This window comes from Streptomyces sp. NPDC058796 (assembly GCF_042745235.1).
GTDB lineage: Bacteria > Actinomycetota > Actinomycetes > Streptomycetales > Streptomycetaceae > Streptomyces.
This window is the reverse complement of record NZ_JBHYOP010000006.1, coordinates 406,562-430,348: the sequence shown is the minus strand read 5'-3', so window position 1 is coordinate 430,348 and position 23,787 is coordinate 406,562. Positions and strand designations below refer to the sequence as shown.

Below are 23,787 nucleotides of genomic sequence, written 5' to 3'. Positions count from 1 at the left end.
GAGTGGCAGGCTCAGGCGCGGATGCGCAGGCCGCGGGGGGTGGCGACGAACCCCGCGTTCTCCAGCAGCGGGTCGAACGGGGAGGTCAGAGCCGCCGCGCCGTTGACACGCTCCACAGTGACCGTGCCGAGGGATCCGGCACGGGCGGCCTCGGCGAGCGCCTCAGTCGCCGCGCGCAGGCGGGGATCGTCCGTGGGCGGACCGTCGGGGGCGGAAGGCCACAGCAGAAGTGTCTTGCCGCCGCGCTCCATGTAGAGCGCGGGCTCGCCCTCGACCAGCACCACCAGGGACCCCGCCTTGCGGCCGGGTTTGTGCGTGGAGCCGGCCGGGGGCTCGGGCCAGGGGAGCGCGGCGCCGTACGCGTTCGCCGGGTCGGCGGCGGCCAGTACGACGGCGGGCGGTCCTGCGGGAGCACGGCCGCGGCGGTCGGCGAAACCGGTGCCCGACGAACCGCGCCGGCCGTCGAAGCCGCCGTCAGCGCCACCGGGTGGCCCTCCGAAGCCGCCGGGACCGCCCTGTGCGCCGCCGCGCGGGCCGCCGGCGCCTGGCTCGGCGTAGTCGCGCGGTGAGATGTAGTCACCACGGGACGGGGACCGGCCCAGCCCGTCCGGGTCCGCGAAGACGTCGTCCGAGGGGTCCGGGGTGCCGGAAGCACCGGGCGACCCGTGGCCGCCGGGCGGGAAACCGTCGGACGGGGCGTCGAACGAGCCGTCGCGGGGGCCGGCCCAGGGAGAGCCGGGAACTGGGACGGGGAAGCCGTCGGGTGCCGGCGGGCTGTCGGGACCACCGGCGAAGGGCACCGGTCCCGGCGGGCCCTCGCCGCGCTCCCGGGCGTTCGCCACCGCGCGCAACCGGTCCACGGCGCCCTCCATGGCGAACTGCGCCGCTCCGAGCCCTTCCACGACGTAACCTCGCCGGGCCTGCCCGCTCTCCTCGAAGGCGGCCAGAATGCGGTACACCGCAGAGAAACCCCCCTCGACGCCCTCGGCGGCGACCGCGCCCCTGGTCACCACGCCGTGCCGGTCGAGGAGCGTGCGGGCCAGCGCGTGCGCGCGCACCGTCGCGTCCGGCTCCCGGGCCGGCAGCAGCGACCATCGTCCGGCGACGGTCGGCGGGCCGCCGCGGGAGGCGGGCCGGGCGGCGGCCGTGAGCGAGCCGTAGCGTCCGCGTGGGACGGACCGCTTGGCGCGGTGGGCGGTGGATCCCGCGGTCCGGCCGGAGCCCAGCAGGGAGCGCAGGGGCGCGAGCGTGTCGTTGGTCAGCCGTCCGGACCACGCCAGCTCCCACAGGGTGTCGGCCAGCTGTGGATCGGTGACGTCCGGGTGGGTGGTCGCACGGACCTGGTCGGCGATCTGGCGGAAGAAGAGGCCGTACCCGCCCGAGAGGGCGCTCAGGACGGACTCGTGCAGAGCGGTCGTTTCCAGGGGGTGCGGAGGCGGCAGGAGCACGGGGGCCGCGTCCGCGAGGTAGAGGGAGACCCAGCCGTCCTTGCCGGGGAGCGAGCCGGCTCCGGCCCACACCACCTCTCCGGCGGCCGTGAGCTCGTCCAGCATCGCCGGGTTGTAGTGCGCCACCCGCGACGGCAGGACCAGCTTCTCCAGGGCGGAGGCGGGCACCGAAGCGCCCTGCAACTGCTCGACCGCGCGGACCAGCCCGTCGATGCCGCGCAGCGCGTGGCCCTTGCCGATGTGCTGCCACTGGGGGAGGAACTGCCCGAGCGCGGCCGGCGGCACCGGCTCCAGTTCGTGCCGGAGCGCGGCCAGAGAACGGCGCCGCAGTCGGCGCAGGACGGTCGCGTCGCACCACTCCTGGCCGATGCCGGCCGGATGGAACTCGCCCTGCACGACCCGGCCCGCCGCCGCGAGCCGTTGCAGTGCGCCCTCGGTGACCGCGACGCCCAGGCCGAAGCGGGCCGCCGCGGTGACCGAGGTGAACGGGCCGTGGGTGCGGGCATGACGGGCCAGGAGGTCGCCGAGTGGGTCCTTGACCGGCTCGGTGAAGGCCTCCGGCACACCTACGGGCAGAGCCGTGCCCAGTGCGTCGCGCAGCCGCCCCGCGTCCTCGATCGCCGCCCAGTGGTCGGCCCCGGCGATCCGCACCTTGATCGCGCGCCGGGCGGCGGCCAGCTCCGGCGCCCACCGGGGCTCGGCCCCCCGCTCGGCCAGCTCGGCGTCGGTGAGCGGGCCGAGCAGCCGCAGCAGGTCCGCGACGCCCTCCGGGTCCTTCACCCGGCGGTCGTCGGTGAGCCATTGCAGCTCGCGCTCCAGCTCGGTCAGCACCTCCGCGTCGAGCAGCTCGCGCAGCTCCGCCTGGCCGAGCAGTTCGGCCAGCAGCCGGGAGTCCAGGGACAGGGCGGCGGCCCGGCGCTCGGCGAGGGGCGAGTCGCCCTCGTACAGGAACTGCGCGACGTAGCCGAAGAGCAGCGAGCGGGCGAACGGCGACGGCTCCGGGGTGGTGACCTCGACCAGCCGCACCTTGCGCGATTCCAGGTCGCCCATCAGCTCGACCAGTCCGGGCACGTCGAAGACGTCCTGGAGGCATTCGCGGATCGCCTCCAGGACGATCGGGAACGAGCCGTACTCGCTCGCCACCTCCAGCAGCTGCGCGGCGCGCTGGCGCTGCTGCCACAACGGGGTGCGCTTGCCGGGGCTGCGTCGCGGCAGCAGCAGCGCACGGGCGGCACACTCGCGGAACCGGGACGCGAACAGGGCGGAGCCGCCCACCTGGTCGGTGACGACCCGGTCGACCTCACTCTTGTCGAAGACGACGTCGGCGGCGCCGACGGGTGCCTTCTCGGCGTCGTACTCGAGGCCCGGCTTCGCGGGGTCCTGGTCGAGGAAGTCCAGGCCCATGAGGTCGGCGTCCGGCAGGCGCAGCACGATGCCGTCGTCGGCGTGCATGACCTGCGCGTCCATGCCGTACCGCTCGGTCAGCCTGGCGCCGAGCGCCAGCGCCCACGGGGCGTGGACCTGTGCGCCGAAGGGGGAGTGGACCACGACCCGCCAGTCGCCCAGCTCGTCCCGGAACCGCTCGACCACGATGGTGCGGTCGTCCGGGACGTGCCCGCAGGCCTCGCGCTGTTCGTCCAGGTACGCCAGCACGTTGTCCGCCGCCCAGGCGTCCAGCCCGGCGGTGACCAGGCGCAGCCGGGCGTCCTCCCTGGCGAGGGAGCCGACCTCGCGCAGGAACGCGCCGAGCGCGCGGCCCAGCTCCAGGGGGCGGCCCAGCTGGTCGCCCTTCCAGAACGGCAGCCGACCCGGCACGCCCGGAGCCGGGGAGACCAGCACCCGGTCGCGGGTGATGTCCTCGATCCGCCAGGAGCTGGTGCCGAGCGTGAAGACGTCCCCCACGCGGGACTCGTACACCATCTCCTCGTCGAGCTCGCCGACCCGGCCGCCGCCCTTCTTCGGGTCGGCTCCGGCGAGGAAGACACCGAAGAGCCCGCGGTCGGGGATCGTGCCGCCGGAGGTGACCGCGAGGCGCTGCGCTCCCGGCCGGCCGGTGACCGTCCCGGCCACCCGGTCCCAGACCACGCGCGGGCGCAGCTCCGCGAAGGCGTCGGACGGATAGCGGCCCGCGAGCATGTCCAGGACCGCCGTGAAGGCCGACTCCGGCAGCGAGGCGAACGGGGCGGCGCGGCGGACGGTGGCGAGCAGGTCGTCGACCTGCCAGGTGTCCAGGGCCGTCATCGCCACGATCTGCTGCGCCAGGACGTCCAGCGGGTTGGCCGGGATCCTGAGCGCCTCGATGGCGCCGTCGCGCATCCGCTCGGTGACCACGGCCGCCTGCACCAGGTCCCCGCGGTACTTGGGGAAGACCACGCCCGTGGAGACGGCGCCGACCTGGTGTCCCGCGCGGCCGACGCGCTGGAGGCCGGAGGCCACGGAGGGCGGCGACTCGACCTGGACGACCAGGTCGACGGCGCCCATGTCGATGCCCAGCTCCAGGCTGGACGTCGCCACCACCGCGGGCAGGCGGCCCGCCTTGAGGTCCTCCTCGACCAGGGCGCGCTGCTCCTTGGAGACCGAGCCGTGGTGGGCGCGGGCGATCACGGGCGGGGCGCCCTGCGCGGCACCCGACCCGCCCATCAGCTCCGCGGGGGAGTGCTGCTCGCCCAGCGGCTCGCCGGTGGCCCGCTCGTACGCGATCTCGTTGAGCCTGTTGCACAGGCGTTCCGCCAGACGCCGGGAGTTGGCGAAGACGATCGTGGAGCGGTGCGACTGGACGAGGTCGGTGATGCGCTCCTCGACGTGCGGCCAGATCGACGGTCGCTCCGCGCCCTCGTTGCCGTCCGCGACCGGGGAGCCGCCCAGCTCGCCCAGGTCCTCGACCGGGACGACGACGGACAGGTCGAACTCCTTGCCCGACTCCGGCTGGACCACCTCCACCTTGCCGCGCGGTGCCAGGAACCGGGCGACCTCGTCCACGGGGCGGACCGTCGCCGACAGTCCGATGCGGCGGGCCGGCTTCGGCAGCAGCTCGTCCAGCCGCTCCAGGGTGAGGGCGAGATGGGCGCCGCGCTTGGTGCCCGCCACCGCGTGCACCTCGTCCAGGATCACCGTCTTGACGCCGGTCAGCGCGTCGCGCGTGGCCGACGTCAGCATCAGGAACAGGGACTCCGGGGTGGTGATCAGGATGTCCGGCGGACGGGTGGACAGGGCACGGCGCTCGGCGGCCGGGGTGTCGCCGGAGCGGATACCGACCTTGACCTCGGGCTCGGGCAGACCGAGGCGCACGGATTCCTGGCGGATGCCGGTCAGCGGACTGCGGAGGTTGCGCTCGACGTCGACGGCCAGGGCCTTGAGCGGAGACACGTAAAGGACCCGGCAGCGCTTCTTGGGGTCGGCGGGCGGCGGCGTCGAGGCCAGCTGGTCCAGGGCGGCGAGGAAGGCGGCCAGCGTCTTGCCGGAGCCGGTGGGGGCGACCACCAGGACGTCGGACCCCTCCGAGATGGCCTGCCACGCCCCCGCCTGGGCGGCGGTGGGCGCGGAGAAGGCCCCCGTGAACCAGCCGCGGGTCGCGGGGGAGAAGCCGTCCAGGGCTCGGTGTGCGGAGCTGACCATGGATCCATCGTGCACCCGAGCACTGACAATCGGCCTGAGCCGGGCGGATGCGGGGCGCCTGCGGCTGCGGCTGCGGTGGCGAGACGGGCGCTGCGGGTGACCACTGCCGACCGACGGGGGCTGCGCGGAAGCGGTGACGGAGAATGGGCGCATGGCGGGATCGAGTGAGCGGGCGCGGCACTGGCGGTACCCGGAGCTGCCCGGCGTCGACCTGCTCCGGGCCCAGTACATACGGAAGACCTTCATCCGCCACACGCACGAGCACTTCGTCATCGCCGCCATCGCCGACGGCGTGGAGATCTTCCACCACGGCGGGAGCGACCAGTACGCGGGGGCCGGATCGCTCGCCCTCGTCAACCCGGACACCCCGCACACGGGCCGGGCCGGCGTACCGGAGGGCTGGCGCTACGGGGCCGTCTACCCGGCGCCCGAGCTCGTGGCCGGCATCGCGGCGGAGACGACCACACTGCGCGGGACGCCCGGATTCGTCAGGCCGGTGCTCGACGACCCGTACACCGTCGAGCTGGTGCACCGCGTGCTGCGGGCCGCCGACGAGGGGAACGCGCTCGCCGCCGACACCCTGCTGCGCGTGGCCGTCACCCGGCTGCTGCGGCTGAACGGCGGTGCGCTGCCGCGCCGGGAGGTGCGGACGGCCGGGGCGCGGATCGCGGCACGCGCGCGTGCCGTGCTGGAGGAGCACATGGCCGGCCCGCCGAGTCTGGAGCGGCTCGCCGCCGAGCTGGGCAGCAGTCCCTTCGCGTTGCTGCGCGCCTTCCGGGACGCCTATGGGATGCCGCCCCACACCTGGCTGACGGACGCCCGGGTGCGCCGGGCACGGCGGCTGCTGGACGCCGGGACGTCACCGGCCGAGGCCGCCGTCGCCGTGGGCTTCACCGACCAGCCGCACCTGAACCGGCACTTCGCGCGGATCGTGGGTGTGCCGCCCGGCGCCTACCAGCGGGAGCGCAAGAACGTACAAGACGAGCGGCGGCGACGACTCCTACCGTCCGAGGAGTGACAGATCAGACAGTAGTCCCGGAAACGAACGTGGAGGGCAAGCCGGACGCCGCCGTCGTACGGGACGCCCTCGGTGTCGGAGTCGCGGTCGGACTGTCCGGGTTCGCCTTCGGGGTGACCTCGGCCGGCAGCGGACTGACACTGGCGCAGACCTGCGCGCTCAGCCTCCTGGTGTTCACCGGGGCGTCCCAGTTCGCGCTCGTGGGGGCGCTCGCGGCCGGCGGCAATCCGCTCACCGCCGCGGCGGGGGCCTTCTTCCTGGGGGTGCGCAACGCCTTCTACGGGCTGCGGCTGTCGCAGTTGCTGGCCCTCCCGCGCGCGGTGCGCCCGTTCGCGGCGCAGTGGGTGATCGACGAGACGACGGCCGTGGCCCTCGCCCAGCCCACGCGGCGCAGCGTCCGGATCGGGTTCACGGTCACCGGACTCACCCTGTACCTGCTGTGGAACCTCACCACCCTGCTGGGCGCGCTGGGTGCGGAGGCCATCGGGGACACCGACGCCTGGGGGCTCGACGCCGCCGGGCCCGCGGTCTTCCTGGCGCTGCTCGCGCCGATGCTGAGGAGCACCACGGAACGGGTGGTCGCCGCCCTGGCCGTCGTCCTGGGGCTCGCCCTGCTCCCCGTCCTGCCCGCCGGTGTGCCCGTTCTGGTGGCCGCCCTGGCGGCCCCGGTCGTCCTCTGGGCGCGCGGACGCCGCGGGAGCGGGGCCGGTCAGGACTTGGCGCGAAAGGAGGACCGTTGAGCGTCTGGATCGCGATCGGCGTGACCGCGGTGGGGTGCTACGCCGTCAAACTCATCGGGCTGCTGGTGCCCGCGGGTGCGCTGGAGCGGCCCCTGGTCCGGCGCCTGGCCGCCCTGCTGCCTGTGGCGCTCCTCGCCGCGCTCACCGCGCAGCAGACCTTCGCCGACGGGCAGGCGCTGGTGCTGGACGCGCGGGCCGCGGGGGTCGCCGCGGCCGCCTTGGCGCTGGTCCTGCGCGCGCCGTTCCTGCTCGTCGTCGCGGCGGCCGTGGTGGTGACCGCGGGCGTACGGGCCATGGGCGGCTGACGAGCCCGGCCGGCCGGTCAGCCGATCGGGCGGCCGTACGCGCGGAGTGTGCGCAGGGCCTCGAGCGTGACCCCGGGACGGGCCTCCAGGGCGGGCGCGGGTGCCCAGCGGCGCCAACGGACCGGCCAGCCGCCGTCCTCCTCCTGCTCCGAGGTGAGGAAGTCGAGGGAGCGGGCCATCTCGTCGTCCGTGAACCACGCGCGCGCGAGGGAGTGCGGGTGGCCCGCGTAGTCGTGGGGAAAGTGGTGCTCGCCCGGGGCGTAGCCGGGGGAGACCGGGTACGTGTCGCGGTCGTCCGGGTCCAGCACCGCGAGGCGCTGTCCGCGCACGAGGCGGCCCAGCCGGTCGGCGGCCGCCTCCGCGCGGGGGCGGTCGGGAGCGCTGTCCAGGAAGGCCACGGCGGCCTCGATCTCGTAGGGGTGAGAGGTCTCCAGCGACTCCGCCGCCTGCCAGCAGAAGTCCGTCGCCCGGAACAGCCAGGCGTGCCAGACGTCGTTGCGGTGCAGCAGGCCGACCACCGGCCCCGTGGCGAGCAGCTCGCCGGGAGGGTCGTCCACGACCGGCACGAACGGGGCCGCCGGGAACCCGCGCTGACTGGGATGGACCGCGGGCAGGGCGCCTTCCCGCGTGGACACGGAGGTCAGATAGCGGCACATCCGTTCCACGCGCTGTCCGCCGCAGCCGCCGACGGCGTCCAGGACGCGCAGCGCACGCGCGGTGTGCAGAGGCTGGCTGACCGGGCCGCGCAGATCGGGTTCCAGCCCGTGACCGTACCCGCCGTCCTCGTTGCGGTAGGCGTCCAGGGCGCTCTCCACCGGACCGGCGTCGCCGTGGCGGAAGTGGTACGCGAACAGGCGCTGTTCCAGCACTCGCGCGGTGAGCCAGACGAAGTGCTCCGCGCGTGCGAGCGGAGAGAGTCCCGCGGGAGGCGGGGGTGTCGTGGGGAGTGGGGAAGCTCCGTTTTCAGCCATGGTCAGACCGTAGGACGGAAAGCGGTCCCGGTACGTGGTCCCGGCACGGGGCCCACCCTCAGGGGCGGGATACTGGAGTCATGCGGTTGACGGTCTTCTGGGAGCGGATGACGGATCACTTCGGTCCGGGCTACGCCGACACCTTCGCGCGCGATCACGTGATGGCGGAGCTGGGCGGGCGTACGGTGCACGAGGCGCTGGACGCGGGCTGGGACGCCAAGGACGTGTGGCGGGTGGTCTGCACGGTCATGAACGTGCCGCGGGAGCAGCGCTGACCGCGCCCGAAGATCACCGAACGGGACTCCGCCGTCCGCGGCGTGGGCGAGACTTGGTCCGTGGCACCCACTGACGAGACCGGGCAGGCGACCCGGCACGCATCCACGACCGGCTCGACGCCGCCCGGCCCGCCCCCGTCCGAGGACGCCGCCGGGCCGGGCGCGCGCATGCCGCGATGGCTGCCGCGCGCCATGGTGCTCGCTCTCGCGCTCATCGCCGTCTTCCAGCTGGGCAGCTGGGCCTTCCACCAGCTCACCGGCCTGCTGATCAACATCCTTATCGCGTTCTTCCTGGCCCTCGCCATCGAACCCGCGGTGAGCTGGATGGCCACTCGCGGCATGCGCCGCGGACTGGCCACCTTCTTCGTGTTCCTCCTCGTACTGATCGCCGCCGCCGGGTTCGTCACACTGCTCGGCTCCATGCTCGCGGGCCAGATCGTCAAGATGGTCGAGGACTTCCCGGAGTACCTCGACTCCGTCATCAACTGGGTCAACGGCCACTTCCACACCGAGCTGAGACGGGTCGACATCCAGGAGGGCCTGCTCCGCTCCGACTGGCTGCGCAACTACGTGCAGAACAGCGCCACCGGCGTCCTGGACGTGTCGGCCCAGGTCCTCGGCGGGCTCTTCCAGCTGCTGACGATCCTGCTGTTCTCCTTCTACTTCGCCGCCGACGGTCCCCGGCTGCGACGCGCGCTCTGTTCCGTCCTGCCGCCCGCCCGGCAGGCCGAGGTGCTGCGGGCGTGGGAGATCGCCGTCGACAAGACGGGCGGCTATCTGTACTCGCGCGGCCTGATGGCGTTGGTGTCCGGTGTCGCGCACTACATCCTGCTGGAGTTCCTGGAGGTGCCGTACGCCCCCGCGCTCGCCGTGTGGGTGGGACTGGTGTCGCAGTTCATCCCCACCATCGGCACCTATCTCGCGGGTGCCCTGCCGATGCTGATCGCCTTCACGGTCAACCCCTGGTACGCGCTGTGGGTGCTGGTCTTCGTGGTGATCTACCAGCAGTTCGAGAACTACATGCTGCAGCCCAAGCTGACGTCCAAGACCGTGGACATCCACCCCGCGGTCGCCTTCGGCTCGGTCGTCGCGGGCACCGCCCTGCTCGGCGCGGTCGGCGCGCTGATCGCCATTCCGGCGATCGCCACGCTGCAGGCGTTCCTGGGGGCGTACGTCAGGCGCTACGACGTCACGGACGACCCGCGCGTCCACGGTCGCCGGATCCGCCGGCCGGCCGGGGCCGGAGACTCCACGCGCCTGCGGAGACTGTGGGCCAGGAGGCCGGAGCCCGGGGGTTCCAGCCGTTCCGGTGGCTCCGGGACGGACGGGGACGGCTCCTAGGGGGAATCAGCCCTGCGGCTCCTGCGGCTTGGCGTCGACCTCCCGCAGTCCGAGGTCCGTGCCGCCGGTGCGGGTCTCCGTGCGGTGACCGCGGGCGATGTAGTCCCGCACCACCGCCTCGACGGCGTCCTGCGGCGAGCCGATGCCGGCCAGGACCATCACCTCCACCACCAGTTCGGCGTCAAGACTGACGTTGATCTTGGCCACGGTGTCCCCCTCTGCACGTCGAGATCGCACTCTAGCCACGGTGGCCGCCGGACCGGCAGACGTACGCGTCCCGTGGCATCGAACCTTGAGCGGGTGCCGTCGAAGTTCGAGTGGTCGGTGGCTGCCTTCAGACCGTGTCTCCCTTGGCGGGCGGCTGGCATCACGAAGGAGACGGCACTCCTGGGTACTGGCTCGTGTGCGGCAGTCGGTGCCCGTCTACTCGTTGCGTCGCTCCATTCGGCGGCGATGGCTCTCAGGCTGTGGTTCGCGCCCGTACCGGCGAGCCAACTGCGGTGCGACGAGCCCGAGAACGAGCATCACGCCTGCGGCGGCTGAGGGGGCGACCGCCATGATGACGCCAGCGCTGATGAGCGCGCCGGCGGTCACGCCCAGGGCAGGACGCCAGTCGGCCCGGTGGCGCTTGCTCCGAAGAATGACTTGGACGCAAGCCCAACCGCCGATGAACGCGACGATGGCCAGGTAGTCGTACGCATGGACGAACGGGCCGCACCGGCTGCCCCCTCCAGCAGGCACTCGTACGCATTCCACGACCAGAAGCCGCGCGATGCCCAAGCCGGTGACTCCTGTCAGCACCGCCAGAAGGACCGCCCGCCCCCAGATGTTCGGCATGCGCGGATCATAGAACCCGCCTGCCCGCTCGGATTGGTCGGGACAAACCAGTGATCATCAACCCTCGATGGCGATGATCAAGGTTCGGTGGCGCAGGACAGTACGCTCGGAGGGGCCGTGTGGTGCGCTTGACACGAAAATCGAACATCCATTCTCATGGAGGCTCCGGCGAGGCTCGTGACGGGCGATTCGACTGGGTTTGGACGGAGAAGTGCCCGAGTTATCCACAGGCCGGACCCGCATCGGGGCGCATTGTCAGTGGCAGGCATTAGCGTCTTTGACGTGAAGCGATCGAATCAAGCAAACCGGGTGGAACCCATGGCAGGAACCGACCGCGAGAAGGCCCTGGACGCCGCGCTCGCACAGATTGAACGGCAATTCGGCAAGGGCGCGGTCATGCGCATGGGTGAGCGGTCGAGGGAGCCCATCGAGGTCATCTCGACCGGCTCGACCGCGCTCGACGTGGCCCTCGGTGTCGGCGGCATCCCGCGCGGCCGTGTCGTGGAGATCTACGGCCCCGAGTCCTCGGGCAAGACGACCCTGACCCTGCACGCCGTGGCGAACGCGCAGAAGGCCGGCGGCCAGGTCGCGTTCGTGGACGCGGAGCACGCCCTCGACCCCGAGTACGCGCAGAAGCTCGGCGTCGACATCGACAACCTGATCCTGTCCCAGCCGGACAACGGCGAGCAGGCCCTGGAGATCGTGGACATGCTGGTCCGCTCCGGTGCCCTCGACCTCATCGTCATCGACTCCGTCGCCGCGCTCGTGCCGCGTGCGGAGATCGAGGGCGAGATGGGCGACAGCCACGTCGGACTCCAGGCCCGGCTGATGAGCCAGGCCCTCCGGAAGATCACCAGCGCGCTCAACCAGTCCAAGACGACCGCGATCTTCATCAACCAGCTCCGCGAGAAGATCGGCGTCATGTTCGGCTCCCCGGAGACCACGACCGGTGGCCGGGCGCTGAAGTTCTACGCCTCGGTGCGCATCGACATCCGCCGCATCGAGACCCTGAAGGACGGCACGGAAGCGGTCGGCAACCGCACCCGCTGCAAGGTCGTCAAGAACAAGGTCGCGCCGCCCTTCAAGCAGGCCGAGTTCGACATCCTCTACGGCCAGGGCATCAGCCGCGAGGGCGGCCTGATCGACATGGGCGTGGAGCACGGCTTCGTCCGCAAGGCCGGCGCCTGGTACACGTACGAGGGCGACCAGCTGGGCCAGGGCAAGGAGAACGCGCGCAACTTCCTGAAGGACAACCCCGACCTCGCCAACGAGATCGAGAAGAAGATCAAGGAGAAGCTGGGCGTCGGGGTACGCCCCGAGGAGCCGGCGGCCACCGAGCCGGGACCGGACGCCGCCGCGGCCGACCCCGCACCTGAGGTGCCCGCCCCCGCGACCGCCAAGGCCACCAAGTCCAAGGCCGCGGCAGCCAAGAGCTGACCCGTGACGCGACGAACCGACTGGGCGGTGACCTCGTACGAGACGGATTCGTTCGACGTCGACGCCGGTGGCGGAGGCGAGGCGCGCCACAGTGACGGCGAGGCGCGCCGCGCGGCCGGACGGGGCCGGGGGACGACGGGCAGCGGGCGCGGACGGCGGCGGCGCGAGCGCGCGGAGCAGTTCACGGAGGACGGAGGCGCCACCTCCTCGTCGAGGGCCGAGAAGGCGGAGCCTCCGCGGGACCCGGTGGAGCAGGCACGGGCGATCTGCCTGCGCCTGCTCACCGGGACCCCGCGCACCCGCAAGCAGCTCGCCGACGCGTTGCGCCAACGAGAAATCCCCGACGAGGCCGCCGAGGAGGTGCTGTCCCGGTTCGAGGAGGTCGGACTGATCAACGACAGCGCCTTCGCGGACGCCTGGGTGGAGTCCCGGCACCACGGCCGCGGGCTGGCCCGGCGTGCCCTCGCCAGGGAGCTGCGGACCAAGGGCGTGGACGCCACGCTCATCGACGCGGCGGTCTCCCAGCTGGACTCCGAGCAGGAAGAGGAGACCGCACGCGAGCTGGTCGCCCGGAAGCTGCGCGCCACCCGGGGCCTCGACCGCGACAAGAGACTGCGCCGCCTCGCGGGCATGCTCGCCCGCAAGGGCTATCCCGAGGGCATGGCCCTGCGGGTGGTCCGCCAGGCGTTGGAGGAGGAGGGCGAGGACTCGGAGTTCCTCGGCGAGGAGGGATTCTGACCCGAGTCATCGACACGGACCGCGCCCGCCGGTCAGCGGCGGGACCCGGCCGTCGCGCTCGCCCCCGCCTCGTCCTCCGCGGCCGTCGCGCTCGCCGCCGGCCCGCCCAGCGCGGTCTCCGCCGCTGCGTACAGGTCGGCCGGACGCACGCCGCCCAGCGCCGAGACCAGGTGACCGTCGGGCCGCACGAGCAGCACGGTGTGGGCCGCGGCACCCGGGTACGCCTCGGCGACGAGCAGCTCGGCGCGGTGCGGCAGCGCCGTCACCGCGGCCGCCAGCCGGGGCATGATCCCGGCGGTCACCCAGTGCTTCCGGTCCCACACCCCCGTACCCGGCGCGACCAGCACCACCAGCAGCGCCCCGCGCCCGAGCCGGTCGCGCAGCCGTACGAACGTGCCGTCCTCGGCCGTGACCCGCACATCGGTGACGGGCGAACCGGGCGCAGTGCCCACGACCGTCTCTCCCGCGAGTTGCCCGGGCATGAGCGGCGAGCCGGCGTACGCTCCCGGCGCGCCCAGGGCACCGCGCCCCAGGTGGCCGTCGGCGAGCAGCGCGTCATTGCCCCGTGACGAGCCGGGCACGTAGGCACGCAGGCCCCCGCCGCCACGCAGCAGCGGGAGCACCTGGTCGGCAGCGCGCAGCCGCGCGGCGATCGCCGCGCGCCGCTCCTCCTGGTAACTGTCGAGCAGCGCGTCACGCGGCCCGTGATGCCAGGCCAGGGCCAGTTTCCAGGCGAGGTTGTCGGCGTCCCGCAGCCCTTCCTCCAGGCCCTGCGTGCCCAGCGCGCCCAGGAGGTGGGCCGAGTCCCCGGCGAGGAAGACGCGTCCCACCCGCCAGCGGCGGGCCAGCCGGTGGTGGACGGTGTGGACGCCGGTGTCGAGGAGTTCGTACGACGGAGTCACCCCCTCGGCCCAGCCGGTGAGCGTCTCGCGGACGCGGTTCACCAGCAGTTCCGGTGTGACCAGGTCCTTCCCGGGCGGCAACAGCCAGTCCAGGCGCCAGACACCGTCCGGCAGGGGGCGGCCGACGATCTCTCCGGCCGACGGGCCCGACGTCCGCCACGGCGGCATCCGGTGGAGCAGTGCCTCGTCGGTCCACGGGAGTTCCGTACGCAGCGTGGCCACGGCGTATCGTTCCACCGCCGTACGGCCGGGGAAGCGGATGTCCTGGAGTTTGCGGACGGTGGAGCGGGGGCCGTCGCAGCCGACCAGGTAACTGCCGCGCCACCAGGTGCCGGCGGGCCTGCGGGTGTGGGCGTTGACGCCGGAACCCTCCTGCTCGATGCCGTCGAGACGGCTGTCGACGGCGACCTTCGCGAGCGTTTCACGGGCGAGCGCGGCGCGCAGGACGCCGGTCAGTTCGTGCTGGGCGATGTGCAGCGGCGCGGGGTCGGCGTCGCCGAATTCGACCTCGCGCGTCACCTGCTTGCGCCGCATCGACCGCCATCCGGCCCAACGGGAACCCAGCCCCGTCAAGCGTGTTCCGGTGAGCCGCTCGACGAGGGCGACGGTGTCCTCGCGCAGGACGACGGTGCGCGCGGGGCGCGGTTCGTCCTTGCCCGGCCCTTCGTCAAGGACGACGCAGGGCACTTCCTGCCGCGCCAGTGCCAGGGCGAGCGTGAGCCCGACGGGCCCCGCTCCGGTGACGATCACCGGGTCCACGGTGCGGCGCCCCCTGCCCGTGGCGGTGTCCCGGGGGACGTAGGTGAACAGGACGTTGGAGCAGGGTGCACGGTCACAGAACGTATGCAACCCATTGGCGCTGCTTGCGTCAAGCGACGGAGGCAGTGGCGATCATGCCACTGCCTCCGTTGGTGTCATGCGGGGTGACCGAGTGTCAGGCGTTGGCGCCACCGGCGCCGGTCGCCGACGTTCCGGCGATTCCGGCGTCGTCCGCCTTGAGGACCGCACCGGTCGACTTCTTGCCCCGCCGCAGCCGGCGCTCCAGCCAGCTCGCGAAGCTGGTGAGGGCGAAGTTGATCGCGATGAAGATGACGGCCACCACCGTGAAGCTGGCGATGGTGTTGGCACCGTAGTAGGCGCTCATGGTGTTGGCGGCGGCGAGTGTCTCGCCGAAGGTCAGGACAGCGCCGCCGAGCGCGGTGTCCTTCACGATCACCACGAGCTGGCTGACGATGGCCGGCAGCATCGTGGTGACCGCCTGCGGCAGCAGGATCAGCCGCATGACCTGGCCCTTGCGGAGGCCGATCGCCTTCGCTCCCTCGGCCTGCCCCTTGGGCAGAGCCAGGATGCCCGCACGGACGATCTCAGCGAGGACGGAGGCGTTGTAGAGCACCAGGCCCGTGACAACGGCGTACAGGGGACGGTCGTCGGAGCTGACGCTGGTGTACTCGGAGAACAGGGCGAGACCGAAGATCATCAGGACCAGCACGGGGATGGACCTGAAGAACTCGACCACGATCGCGGCCGGAACACGGACCCACGCGTGGTCCGACAGCCGGGCGATGCCCAGAACGGCACCGAGCGGCAGTGCGATGATCACAGAGAGAGCGGCGGCCTTCAGCGTGTTCTGCAGACCCGGCCAGATGTACGTCGACCAGGGTTCGCTGCTGGTGAAGAACATCTCCCACTTGGCCCAGTCGAGCTGGCCCTTGTCGGCGAGGGTGCTGATGACCCACCAGAGCACAGCCGCGAAGGCCGCGAAGAAGGCGACAGTGAGCAGGATGTTGCGCCGCTTGGCACGGGGCCCCTGGGCGTCGTAGAGAACGGAGCTCATCGCTTCACCGCCACCTTCTTGCCCACCCAGCCGAGAATCAGGCCGGTCGGCAGCGTCAGGACCACGAACACGAGGGCGATGATCGCGGAGATCAGGAGCAGCTGAGCCTCGTTCTCGATCATCTCCTTCATCAGCAGCGCCGTCTCGGCCACACCGATGGCGGCGGCCACCGTGGTGTTCTTGATGAGTGCGATGAGTACGTTCGCCAGGGGGCCTACGGAGGAACGGAACGCCTGGGGCAGTACCACGTAGCGCAGCACCTGACCGAAACTGAGTCCGATCGCCCTGGCCGCCTCTGCCTGGCCGACCGGCACCGTGTTGATGCCGGAGCGCAGCGCCTCACAGACGAAGGCCGCAGTGTAGAGGACCAGACCGAGGACGGCGAGCCGGAAGTTGATCGTCTCGAAGTCGCCTTCGGCGCCCATCGTGATCCGCAGCGTCTGGTTCAGTCCCAGGGACGCGAACAGGATGATCACGGTCAGCGGGATGTTCCGCACGATGTTCACGTACGCGGTCCCGAAGCCGCGCATCAACGGCACCGGGCCGACCCGCATGGCGGCCAGTATGGTGCCCCAGATCAGGGAGCCGACGGCCGAGAGCACAGCGAGCTGCACTGTCGTCCAGATGGCTCCCGCCAGGTCGTAATCCTGAAGAAAGTCGAACACGATCTCCCGCGCTTCCGCGTGTAGGGACGCCCGCCAGGGCGCGCCGCCCCTTCCGGAGGGCGGCGCACCTGGTCAGGCCCGGCCTCAGCTCTTGACGTCGCCGATCTTCGGCGCCGGCTCGTTCTTGTAGTTGGCCGGGCCGAAGTTGTCCTTGACGGCCTTGTCCCAGGCACCGTCGGCGACCATGGCCTCGAGCGCGTCGTTGATCTTGGCCTTGAGGTCGCTGCCCTTCTTGACGCCGATGCCGTAGTTCTCGTTGGTCATCTTGAAGCCGCCGAGCTTGAACTTGCCCTTGAACTGGTCCTGCGAGGCGTAGCCGGCGAGGATCGAGTCGTCGGTGGTCAGCGCGTCGATGGCGCCGTTCTGCAGGCCGGTGAGGCAGGCGGAGTACGTCGGGTAGTTCTGCAGCTGCGCCTTGGGGGCCAGCTTGTCCTTGACGTTCTGGGCCGAGGTCGAACCGGTGACGGAGCAGAGCTTGGCGTCGTTCAGGTCCTCCGGCGACTTGATCTTGTCGTCGTCGGCGCGGAGCAGGACGTCCTGGTGGGCGAGCAGGTAGGGGCCGGCGAAGTCGACCTTCTCCTGGCGGCTGGGGGTGATCGAGTACGTCGCGGCGATGAAGTCCACGTCACCGCGCTGCAGCATGGTCTCGCGGTCGGCGCTCTTCGACTCCTTCCACTCGATCTGGTCCTCGGAGTAGCCGAGCTTCTTGGCGACGTACGTGGCGACGTCGACGTCGAAGCCCTCGTAGCCGTCCGGGGTCTTCTGGCCGAGGCCCGGCTGGTCGAACTTGATGCCGATGGTGATCTTCTTGCCGCCGCCGGAGGAGCCGCTGTCCCCGTCGTCGGAGCCGCACGCGGTGGCGGTCAGGGCGAGGGCGAGTACGGTGGCCGAGGCGGCGGTGACCTTGCGGAGCTTCATGATGAACATCCTTTGGCTGTGATCGAACGGCGATCGGGCGATCGGATGATCGGGCGATCAGAGGTTCAGGTGATCGGATGCGGGTGACGCGGGGCGCCGGAGCCGCACCGGGTCAGTGGTGCAGGATCTTCGACAGGAAGTCCTTGGCACGGTCACTGCGCGGGTTGCTGAAGAACTGGTCCGGCGTGGCCTCTTCGACGATCCGGCCGTCCGCCATGAACACCACGCGGTTGGCCGCCGACCGGGCGAAGCCCATCTCGTGGGTGACCACGATCATGGTCATGCCGTCCTCGGCGAGCTGCTTCATGACCTCCAGGACCTCGTTGATCATCTCGGGGTCGAGAGCCGAAGTCGGCTCGTCGAAGAGCATGACCTTCGGGTCCATGGCCAGCGCCCGCGCGATGGCGACCCGCTGCTGCTGGCCACCGGAGAGCTGGGCGGGGTACTTGTCCGCCTGGGCGCCCACGCCGACCCGGTCGAGGAGGGCGCGCGCCTTCTCCTCGGCCTTCTTGGCGTCGACCTTGCGGACCTTGAGCTGGCCGAGGGTGACGTTCTCGAGCACGGTCTTGTGCGCGAAGAGATTGAAGGACTGGAAGACCATGCCGACGTCGGCCCGCAGCCTGGCGAGCTCCTTGCCCTCGGCGGGCAGGGGCTTGCCGTCGATCGCGATCGAACCCGAGTCGATGGTCTCCAGGCGGTTGATGGTGCGGCACAGGGTGGACTTACCGGACCCGGAGGGTCCGATGACCACGACGACCTCGCCGCGGGTGATCGTCAGGTCGATGTCCTGGAGCACGTGCAACGCGCCGAAGTGCTTGTTGACACTCTTCAGGACGACCAGTTCGCCGGTCGAGGCCTTGTCTTCCTTGGCCACCGATACTTCGGTCATCGCTCTCGGACTCCGTCCTCCTCGGTTTCGGAGGACAGTAGTAACGCCGATCGACCTGCGTCTCTACATCTGAGGGGAATCTGAGCATCACGATCCGATAGCAATCGGACACGAGTCGTAGCACTTGTGAGCAGGGCGCATATCGGCCGGATAACTTCGAGCGGCCGCAACCGGAACCCTCTTGACGCCGTCCCCTTCCATCGGCGTCACTGCACAGGACGCACGCGCGCGTGCCTGCGGTTCCGCAGTCGCCCGATGCCCGCCCACCATGACGATCAACCCTCCAGACGTACGGCCGATGAACCGAAGGGAGCCCGGATGAGACTGCTGCTCGTCGAGGACGACAACCACGTGGCCGCCGCCCTGTCCGCGATCCTGGCTCGGCACGGCTTCGACGTCACCCACGCGCGCAGCGGCGAGGAGGCGCTCCAGGCGCTTGTCCCCGACGGCGACTGCTTCGGCGTCGTCCTGCTCGACCTCGGCCTGCCCGACCAGGACGGCTACGAGGTCTGCGGCAAGATCCGCAAGCTCACCGCCACCCCGGTCATCATGGTCACCGCCCGCTCCGACGTCCGCTCCCGCATCCACGGCCTGAACCTCGGCGCCGACGACTACGTGGTCAAGCCCTACGACACCGGAGAGCTGCTCGCCCGCATCCACGCCGTCAGCCGGCGCACCGCCCACGAGGACGCCACGGGGAGCACCGAGACCGTGGTGCGTCTGGGAGCCGTGCGCATCGAGCTGCCGACCCGCCAGGTCAGCGTGGACGGTGCGGCCGTCCAGCTCACCCGCAAGGAGTTCGACCTGCTCGCCCTGCTCGCCCAGCGCCCCGGGGTGGTCTTCCGCCGGGAGCAGATCATCAGCGAGGTCTGGCGCACCAGCTGGGAGGGCACCGGGCGCACCCTGGAGGTGCACGTCGCCTCGCTGCGCGCCAAGCTGCGCATGCCGGCGCTCATCGAGACCGTCCGCGGCGTCGGCTACCGCCTCGTCGCCCCCGGCGCGTAGCGGGGCCGGGTGAGCACACGTCTGCTCCCGCTGCTCATCGTCCTGATGGCGGCCGTACTCCTCGCGCTGGGGGTGCCCCTGGGCGTGAGCGTCGCCCGCGCGGAGCAGCAGAAGGTCGTCATCGACCGTATGGACGACACCGCGCGCTTCGCGGCGCTCGCCCAGTTCGTCACCGAGGAGGCACCGGGCGGCTCCCGCCCCACCGGCACGGACGAGCGCCTGGAGACCCTGCAGACCGAGCTGACCAGTTACCACGAGGTGTACGGCATCAAGGCGGGCGTCTTCCACCGCAACCACATCCCGATGGCCAACGCGCCGACGACCTGGTTCCTGCCGCAGACGGGCGACGTGCGCGAAGCCTTCGACGAGGCACTGCTCAGCCGCCGCAGTCACGACCCCCGGCAGGTGTGGCCCTGGCAGGACGGCACCCTGGTGGTCGCCTCGCCGGTCATCCGGGACGGGGACGTCGTCGCCGTCGTGGTCACCGAGTCGCCCACCGACTCGATGGCGTCGCGCACCCTGCGCGGCTGGCTGATCATCGCCGCCGGCGAGACGGCGGCGATGCTGCTCGCCGTCGGCGCCGCGCTCCGGCTGACGGGCTGGGTGCTCAGGCCGGTGCGTGTCCTGGACGCCACGACGCACGACATCGCCACCGGACGGCTCAAGTCCCGGGTCGCGCCTGCCGGCGGGCCGCCGGAGCTCAGGCGGCTGGCCCGGTCGTTCAACGAGATGGCCGACCACGTGGAGGACGTGCTGGAGCAGCAGCGCGCCTTCGTCGCCGACGCCTCGCACCAACTGCGCAACCCCCTCGCGGCACTACTGCTGCGCATCGAACTGCTCGCCCTGGAGCTGCCCGAGGGCAACGAGGAGATCGCCTCGGTGCAGACCGAGGGCAAACGCCTGGCCCGGGTCCTGGACGACCTGCTCGACCTGGCACTGGCCGAGCACACACAGGCGGACCTGGCGGTCACCGACATCGGCGCGCTGGCCGCCGAGCGGGTGGCCGCCTGGGCACCGACGGCCGGGGCCAAGGGCGTACGGCTGGTGGGGGACTGCCCGCCGACCACCGGGTGGGCCGACCCGGTGGCGCTCTCCAGCGCCCTGGACGCGGTGATCGACAACGCGGTGAAGTTCACGCCCGCCGACGAGACGGTACGCGTCACGGTCGCCTCCACCGGGGACTCGGCGACCGTCGTAGTCACCGACGAGGGCCCCGGGCTGACCGACGACGAACTCGCGCGCGTGGGGGACCGTTTCTGGCGCAGCGGCCGGCACCAGAACATCAAGGGCTCCGGCCTCGGCCTGTCCATCTGCCGGGCGCTGCTCGCGGCGGGCGACGGCTCGATCACCTTCGCCCACCACGAGCCGCACGGCCTGGCGGTGACGGTCACGGTGCCGCGGTCGGGCAACCGCGGGGAGCCGGCGGAGTCCTACGGCTTGACCGACCGGTAGTAGCGACGGGCGCCCTCGTGCAGCTCAAGCGGGTCGGTGTAGATCGCCGTGCGCAGGTCCACGAGCTGCGCGGAGTGGACGTGTGCCCCGATGCCGTCGCGGCTGTCGAGGACCGTCCTGGTCAGCCACTCGGTGAGCCGAGGATCCGTGTCCGCGCGGGTGACCAGCAGGTTGGACACCGCCATGGTGGGCACAACGGCGCCGTTCTGCACGGTCGGATAGGCCGACTCCGGCATGTTGGTGGTGCGGTAGTAGCGGGTCGCGCCGCCGGACTCGTGCAGCTTGGTGACGAGGTCCTCGGTGACGGGCACGAACCGGAAGGCCGAGGTCTCCGCTATCTCCCGCAGCCCGTCCGTCGGCACGCCGCCCGACCAGAAGAACGCGTCCAGCTCCTCGCCCAGCCGTCCCGGCCCGGTGTCGATGCCGTCCGCGCTGGGCCTGATGTCCGTCTCCGGATCGATGCCCACGGCCTTCAGCAACCGGGTGGCGATCAGCCGGACGCCCGAGTTCGGCGGCCCTATGGCCACCCGCTTGCCGCGCAGGTCGGCGACGGACTGGATGTCCGAGTCGCTGGGCACCACGAGCTGCACGTAGTCGTCGTAGAGGCGGGTGACACCGCGCAGCGCCTCGGCCCCGGGCCGGCCGGCGAGCTTGTACGTCTCCACGGCGTCGGCAGCGGCGATCGTGAAGTCGGCCTCCCCGGACGCCACCCGCTCGACGTTCTCCTGGGAGCCCGCGCTCGTCATCAGCCGTACGTCCAGGTCCGGCATGTCCTTGCGCAGCTCGGTGCGCAGCAGCTCGCCGTACTTCTGGTAGACCCCCGCGCGGGTGCCCGTGCTGAACGTGATCGTCCCGCCCGGCGGCTCCTCGCCCAGGGGCAGCAGCCACCACAGCAGCAGCCCGAGGGCGACGGCACCGGCGACCGCGCCCTGGGCGGCGCGGCGTCCGCCGATGCGGGAGAACAGCGAGGACATGTGCGCGATCCTGCCAGCCCGCACCCCGGCTGACCAGGGCCGTGCTCACACGAGGGGGCGTCGTGACGCCCGGGGCCGGCTGTCAGTGGTGATCGCTACAGTCGGTGGTATGAGCTCTTCGCCCGCCGACCTGGTCCGCGCCTTCCACCACGCCTTCGGGCTCGACATCCGCGGCGTCCCGGCCGAGGTGCCGCCCGAGCTGGCCGCGCACAGAGGCGAGCTGCTCGCCGAGGAGGCCGCCGAGGTCGCCGAGGTGTCGGTGACGGGACCGCTGGACCGGCTCGCGCACGAGCTCGCCGACGTGGTCTACGTCGCCTACGGCACGGCCCTCGTCCACGGCATCGACCTCGACGAGGTGATCGCCGAGATCCACCGCTCCAACATGACCAAGGTGGGCCCGGACGGCCACATCAGCCGCAGGGCCGACGGCAAGGTACTCAAGGGCGATCACTACGAGGCACCGGACGTCTCCGGCGTCCTGCGCAGACAGGGATGGACGCCGCGGGCGGCGGTCGCCGGGGAGGTGCGGGGCACCTGAAGCCGGCGCCCGACGTGCGGTGGCCCCGGCACCTGCGTACCGGTACCGGGGCCAGTCGCGTCGTGCAGCGCCCGCCGGAGGCCGCCGCGTCAGTCGCCCACCGACGCCTCCGCCCCCGTCGGGCGAGGCGCCCCGTCGGCCCCGCCGGGCAGAGCGCCGGAGCCGGCGGGACGGTCGGGATTGTCGCGGCGGCGGAACAGGCGCATGGCCAGCGGTTCGGTGAAGCGGGCGGTGAGCGGGCCGAGGACGACCAGGATGAGGACGTAGGCCGTGGCCAGCGGGCCCAGGGACGGTTCGATGCCGGCCGAGACCGCGAGGCCCGCGATGACGATCGAGAACTCGCCGCGCGCCACCAGCGCCCCGCCGGCCCGCCAGCGGCCCTTCACGGAGATCCCGGCCCGCCGCGCCGCCCAGTAACCGGTGGCGATCTTGGTCACCGCGGTGAGCAGGGCCAGCGCGAGCGCGGGCAGCAGCACGGGCGGGATGCTCGCCGGGTCGGTGTGCAGCCCGAAGAAGACGAAGAAGACGGCGGCGAACAGGTCACGCAGCGGGCTCAGCAGCGTGTGCGCGCCCTCGGCGACCTCCCCGGACAGCGCGATGCCCACCAGGAAGGCGCCCACCGCCGCCGACACCTGGAGCTGCTGCGCGACACCGGCGACCAGGATCGTCAGGCCCAGCACCACGAGGAGCAGCTTCTCCGGGTCGTCGCTCGAGACGAACCGCGAGATCAGGCGGCCGTAACGCACCGCCACGAACAGCACCGCCCCGGCCGCCGCGAGCGCGACCGCCAGCGTGATGCTCCCCGTCATCAGACCGGCACCGGCCACCAGAGCCGTGACGATCGGCAGGTACACCGCCATCGCCAGGTCCTCCAGGACCAGCACGCTCAGGATCACCGGTGTCTCGCGGTTGCCGACCCGGCCGAGGTCGCCGAGCACCTTGGCGATGACACCGGACGACGAGATCCAGGTCACGCCCGCCAGGACCACGGCGGCCACCGGACCCCAGCCCAGCAGCAGCGCGGCCACCGCACCCGGCACCGCGTTGAACGCGCAGTCCACGAGACCGGCCGGATAGTGGGACTTCAGGTTGGTGACCAGATCGCCCGCCGTGTACTCGAGGCCGAGCATCAGCAGCAGCAGGATGACGCCGATCTCGGCGCCGATGGCCACGAACTCCTCGCTCGCGCCCAGCGGCAGCAGCCCGCCCTCGCCGAACGCCAGACCGGCCAGCAGGTACAGCGGGATGGGGGACAGGCGGTAGCGGCCGGCGAACCGGCCCAGCAGCCCGAGCCCCAGAATGATGGAACCGAACTCGATCAGCAGAACCGCGGAGTGCACCGGCTCACTCCTGCCCGAGTATCGCCGCGGCGGCGTCGACGCCCTCACGGGTGCCGATGACGATCAACGTGTCACCACCCACCAGCCGGAAGTCCGGCGCCGGCGACGGAATCGCCTCGGCCCGGCGGAGCACGGCGACGATCGAGGCACCGGTCTCGGTGCGCATGCAGGTCTCGCCCAGCAGCCGGCCGTTCCAACGGGAGGTCGCGGCCACCTCGATCCGCTCGGCGACCAGTCCCAGGTCGGTGGTGTAGAGCAGGTTCGCGCTGTGATGGGAGGGCTTGAGCGCGTCGATCAGCGCGCCCGCCTCCGGGCCGGCCAGCCGAAGCGAGTGGGCGCAGGAATCGGGGTCGTCGGCCCGGTACATGTTCACCGTCCGGGTGCCGTCGCGGTGTGCCACCACCGACAGATGGCGGTGTTCGCGGGTCACCAGGTCGTACTGGACCCCGATACCCGGCAGCGGCGTCGCCCTCAGGCGTGGAGCTGACACGAGCCTTCCCCTCATTCGTCTTGCTTTCCTTGCCGCACTTCGCGCACGTGCGTGA

General features: G+C 71.9%; 22 protein-coding genes. 10 read left to right on the top strand and 12 right to left on the bottom strand.

Going from position 1 to position 23,787, the window contains the following annotated elements; all coding sequences use genetic code 11:
- Positions 1–11 precede the first annotated feature (11 nt).
- On the bottom strand, positions 12–5,063 hold the full coding sequence (locus tag ACFW47_RS18250) for an ATP-dependent helicase (RefSeq protein WP_386306316.1): 5,052 nt from the start codon (positions 5,061–5,063) through the stop codon (positions 12–14).
- Positions 5,064–5,214: 151 nt separating this feature from the next.
- Here ACFW47_RS18250 and ACFW47_RS18245 point away from each other — a divergent pair, with 151 nt between their 5' ends.
- The 3 genes from ACFW47_RS18245 to ACFW47_RS18235 are packed head-to-tail and all read left to right on the top strand — an operon-like array spanning position 5,215 to position 7,126.
- A complete protein-coding gene (locus ACFW47_RS18245) occupies positions 5,215–6,081 on the top strand; it encodes an AraC family transcriptional regulator (protein ID WP_386277127.1) in 867 nt (288 codons plus the stop codon).
- Positions 6,078–6,821: an AzlC family ABC transporter permease gene (locus ACFW47_RS18240; protein ID WP_386277124.1), complete on the top strand. Its 744-nt coding sequence runs from the start codon at positions 6,078–6,080 to the stop codon at positions 6,819–6,821. Before ACFW47_RS18245 ends, ACFW47_RS18240 begins: the two co-directional genes overlap by 4 nt.
- The gene (locus ACFW47_RS18235) at positions 6,818–7,126 is read left to right on the top strand and encodes an AzlD domain-containing protein (protein ID WP_386277122.1); all 309 of its coding nucleotides are present in this window, start codon (positions 6,818–6,820) and stop codon (positions 7,124–7,126) included. Before ACFW47_RS18240 ends, ACFW47_RS18235 begins: the two co-directional genes overlap by 4 nt.
- A gap of 17 nt (positions 7,127–7,143) precedes the next feature.
- On the opposite strand, the gene ACFW47_RS18230 is transcribed toward ACFW47_RS18235, so the two are convergent.
- On the bottom strand, positions 7,144–8,097 hold the full coding sequence (locus ACFW47_RS18230; RefSeq protein WP_386306314.1) for a hypothetical protein: 954 nt from the start codon (positions 8,095–8,097) through the stop codon (positions 7,144–7,146).
- Between the two features lie 80 nt (positions 8,098–8,177).
- On the opposite strand from ACFW47_RS18230, the gene ACFW47_RS18225 reads away from it, so the two are divergent.
- Both ACFW47_RS18225 and ACFW47_RS18220 read left to right on the top strand, forming a co-directional pair.
- Positions 8,178–8,372 (top strand): DUF3046 domain-containing protein, encoded by a 195-nt coding sequence (locus ACFW47_RS18225; protein WP_007445009.1) that lies wholly within the window; start codon positions 8,178–8,180, stop codon positions 8,370–8,372.
- Positions 8,373–8,432: 60 nt separating this feature from the next.
- Positions 8,433–9,713, top strand: coding sequence for an AI-2E family transporter (locus tag ACFW47_RS18220; RefSeq protein ID WP_386277117.1), 1,281 nt, complete (start codon positions 8,433–8,435; stop codon positions 9,711–9,713).
- Positions 9,714–9,719: 6 nt separating this feature from the next.
- Here ACFW47_RS18220 and ACFW47_RS18215 read toward each other — a convergent pair whose 3' ends face one another.
- The gene (locus ACFW47_RS18215; RefSeq protein ID WP_386277115.1) at positions 9,720–9,920 is read right to left on the bottom strand and encodes a DUF2191 domain-containing protein; all 201 of its coding nucleotides are present in this window, start codon (positions 9,918–9,920) and stop codon (positions 9,720–9,722) included.
- A 216-nt stretch (positions 9,921–10,136) separates the two neighbouring features.
- Positions 10,137–10,550 carry a hypothetical protein gene (locus tag ACFW47_RS18210; protein WP_386277113.1) on the bottom strand — a complete coding sequence of 138 codons (414 nt, stop codon included), beginning with the start codon at positions 10,548–10,550 and terminating at the stop codon, positions 10,137–10,139.
- Positions 10,551–10,868: 318 nt separating this feature from the next.
- Here ACFW47_RS18210 and recA point away from each other — a divergent pair, with 318 nt between their 5' ends.
- The gene (recA, locus tag ACFW47_RS18205; RefSeq protein ID WP_386306312.1) at positions 10,869–11,987 is read left to right on the top strand and encodes a recombinase RecA; all 1,119 of its coding nucleotides are present in this window, start codon (positions 10,869–10,871) and stop codon (positions 11,985–11,987) included.
- Positions 11,988–11,990: 3 nt separating this feature from the next.
- A complete protein-coding gene (recX, locus tag ACFW47_RS18200; RefSeq protein ID WP_386277109.1) occupies positions 11,991–12,725 on the top strand; it encodes a recombination regulator RecX in 735 nt (244 codons plus the stop codon).
- Between the two features lie 32 nt (positions 12,726–12,757).
- Here the strand turns inward: recX and ACFW47_RS18195 are convergent, their stop codons facing one another.
- From ACFW47_RS18195 to ACFW47_RS18175, 5 genes are all read right to left on the bottom strand, one after another.
- Positions 12,758–14,386, bottom strand: a complete 1,629-nt coding sequence (locus ACFW47_RS18195; RefSeq protein ID WP_386277201.1) for an FAD-dependent monooxygenase — start codon at positions 14,384–14,386, stop codon at positions 12,758–12,760.
- A 175-nt stretch (positions 14,387–14,561) separates the two neighbouring features.
- On the bottom strand, positions 14,562–15,461 hold the full coding sequence (locus ACFW47_RS18190) for an amino acid ABC transporter permease (protein ID WP_386277107.1): 900 nt from the start codon (positions 15,459–15,461) through the stop codon (positions 14,562–14,564).
- A complete protein-coding gene (locus ACFW47_RS18185) occupies positions 15,458–16,126 on the bottom strand; it encodes an amino acid ABC transporter permease (protein WP_386277105.1) in 669 nt (222 codons plus the stop codon). Before ACFW47_RS18185 ends, ACFW47_RS18190 begins: the two co-directional genes overlap by 4 nt.
- An 84-nt stretch (positions 16,127–16,210) precedes the next feature.
- Positions 16,211–17,044: a glutamate ABC transporter substrate-binding protein gene (locus ACFW47_RS18180; RefSeq protein WP_386277103.1), complete on the bottom strand. Its 834-nt coding sequence runs from the start codon at positions 17,042–17,044 to the stop codon at positions 16,211–16,213.
- 112 nt (positions 17,045–17,156) lie between these two features.
- Positions 17,157–17,933: an amino acid ABC transporter ATP-binding protein gene (locus ACFW47_RS18175; RefSeq protein ID WP_386277101.1), complete on the bottom strand. Its 777-nt coding sequence runs from the start codon at positions 17,931–17,933 to the stop codon at positions 17,157–17,159.
- 318 nt (positions 17,934–18,251) lie between these two features.
- Here ACFW47_RS18175 and ACFW47_RS18170 point away from each other — a divergent pair, with 318 nt between their 5' ends.
- Positions 18,252–18,938, top strand: a complete 687-nt coding sequence (locus ACFW47_RS18170) for a response regulator transcription factor (protein WP_217246308.1) — start codon at positions 18,252–18,254, stop codon at positions 18,936–18,938.
- 9 nt (positions 18,939–18,947) lie between these two features.
- Positions 18,948–20,390, top strand: a complete 1,443-nt coding sequence (locus ACFW47_RS18165; protein ID WP_386277098.1) for an ATP-binding protein — start codon at positions 18,948–18,950, stop codon at positions 20,388–20,390.
- Here ACFW47_RS18165 and ACFW47_RS18160 read toward each other — a convergent pair.
- A complete protein-coding gene (locus ACFW47_RS18160; protein WP_386277096.1) occupies positions 20,369–21,364 on the bottom strand; it encodes a TAXI family TRAP transporter solute-binding subunit in 996 nt (331 codons plus the stop codon). The two genes, ACFW47_RS18165 and ACFW47_RS18160, sit on opposite strands and share 22 nt — an antisense overlap.
- Positions 21,365–21,473: 109 nt before the next feature.
- Between ACFW47_RS18160 and ACFW47_RS18155 the strand changes: the two genes are divergently transcribed.
- Positions 21,474–21,902, top strand: a complete 429-nt coding sequence (locus ACFW47_RS18155) for a MazG nucleotide pyrophosphohydrolase domain-containing protein (RefSeq protein ID WP_386277094.1) — start codon at positions 21,474–21,476, stop codon at positions 21,900–21,902.
- Positions 21,903–21,991: 89 nt separating this feature from the next.
- Here the strand turns inward: ACFW47_RS18155 and ACFW47_RS18150 are convergent, their stop codons facing one another.
- Positions 21,992–23,242 (bottom strand): cation:proton antiporter, encoded by a 1,251-nt coding sequence (locus tag ACFW47_RS18150; protein ID WP_386277091.1) that lies wholly within the window; start codon positions 23,240–23,242, stop codon positions 21,992–21,994.
- A gap of 4 nt (positions 23,243–23,246) precedes the next feature.
- Positions 23,247–23,732 (bottom strand): cation:proton antiporter regulatory subunit, encoded by a 486-nt coding sequence (locus tag ACFW47_RS18145; protein ID WP_073731731.1) that lies wholly within the window; start codon positions 23,730–23,732, stop codon positions 23,247–23,249.
- Positions 23,733–23,787: the final 55 nt, after the last annotated feature.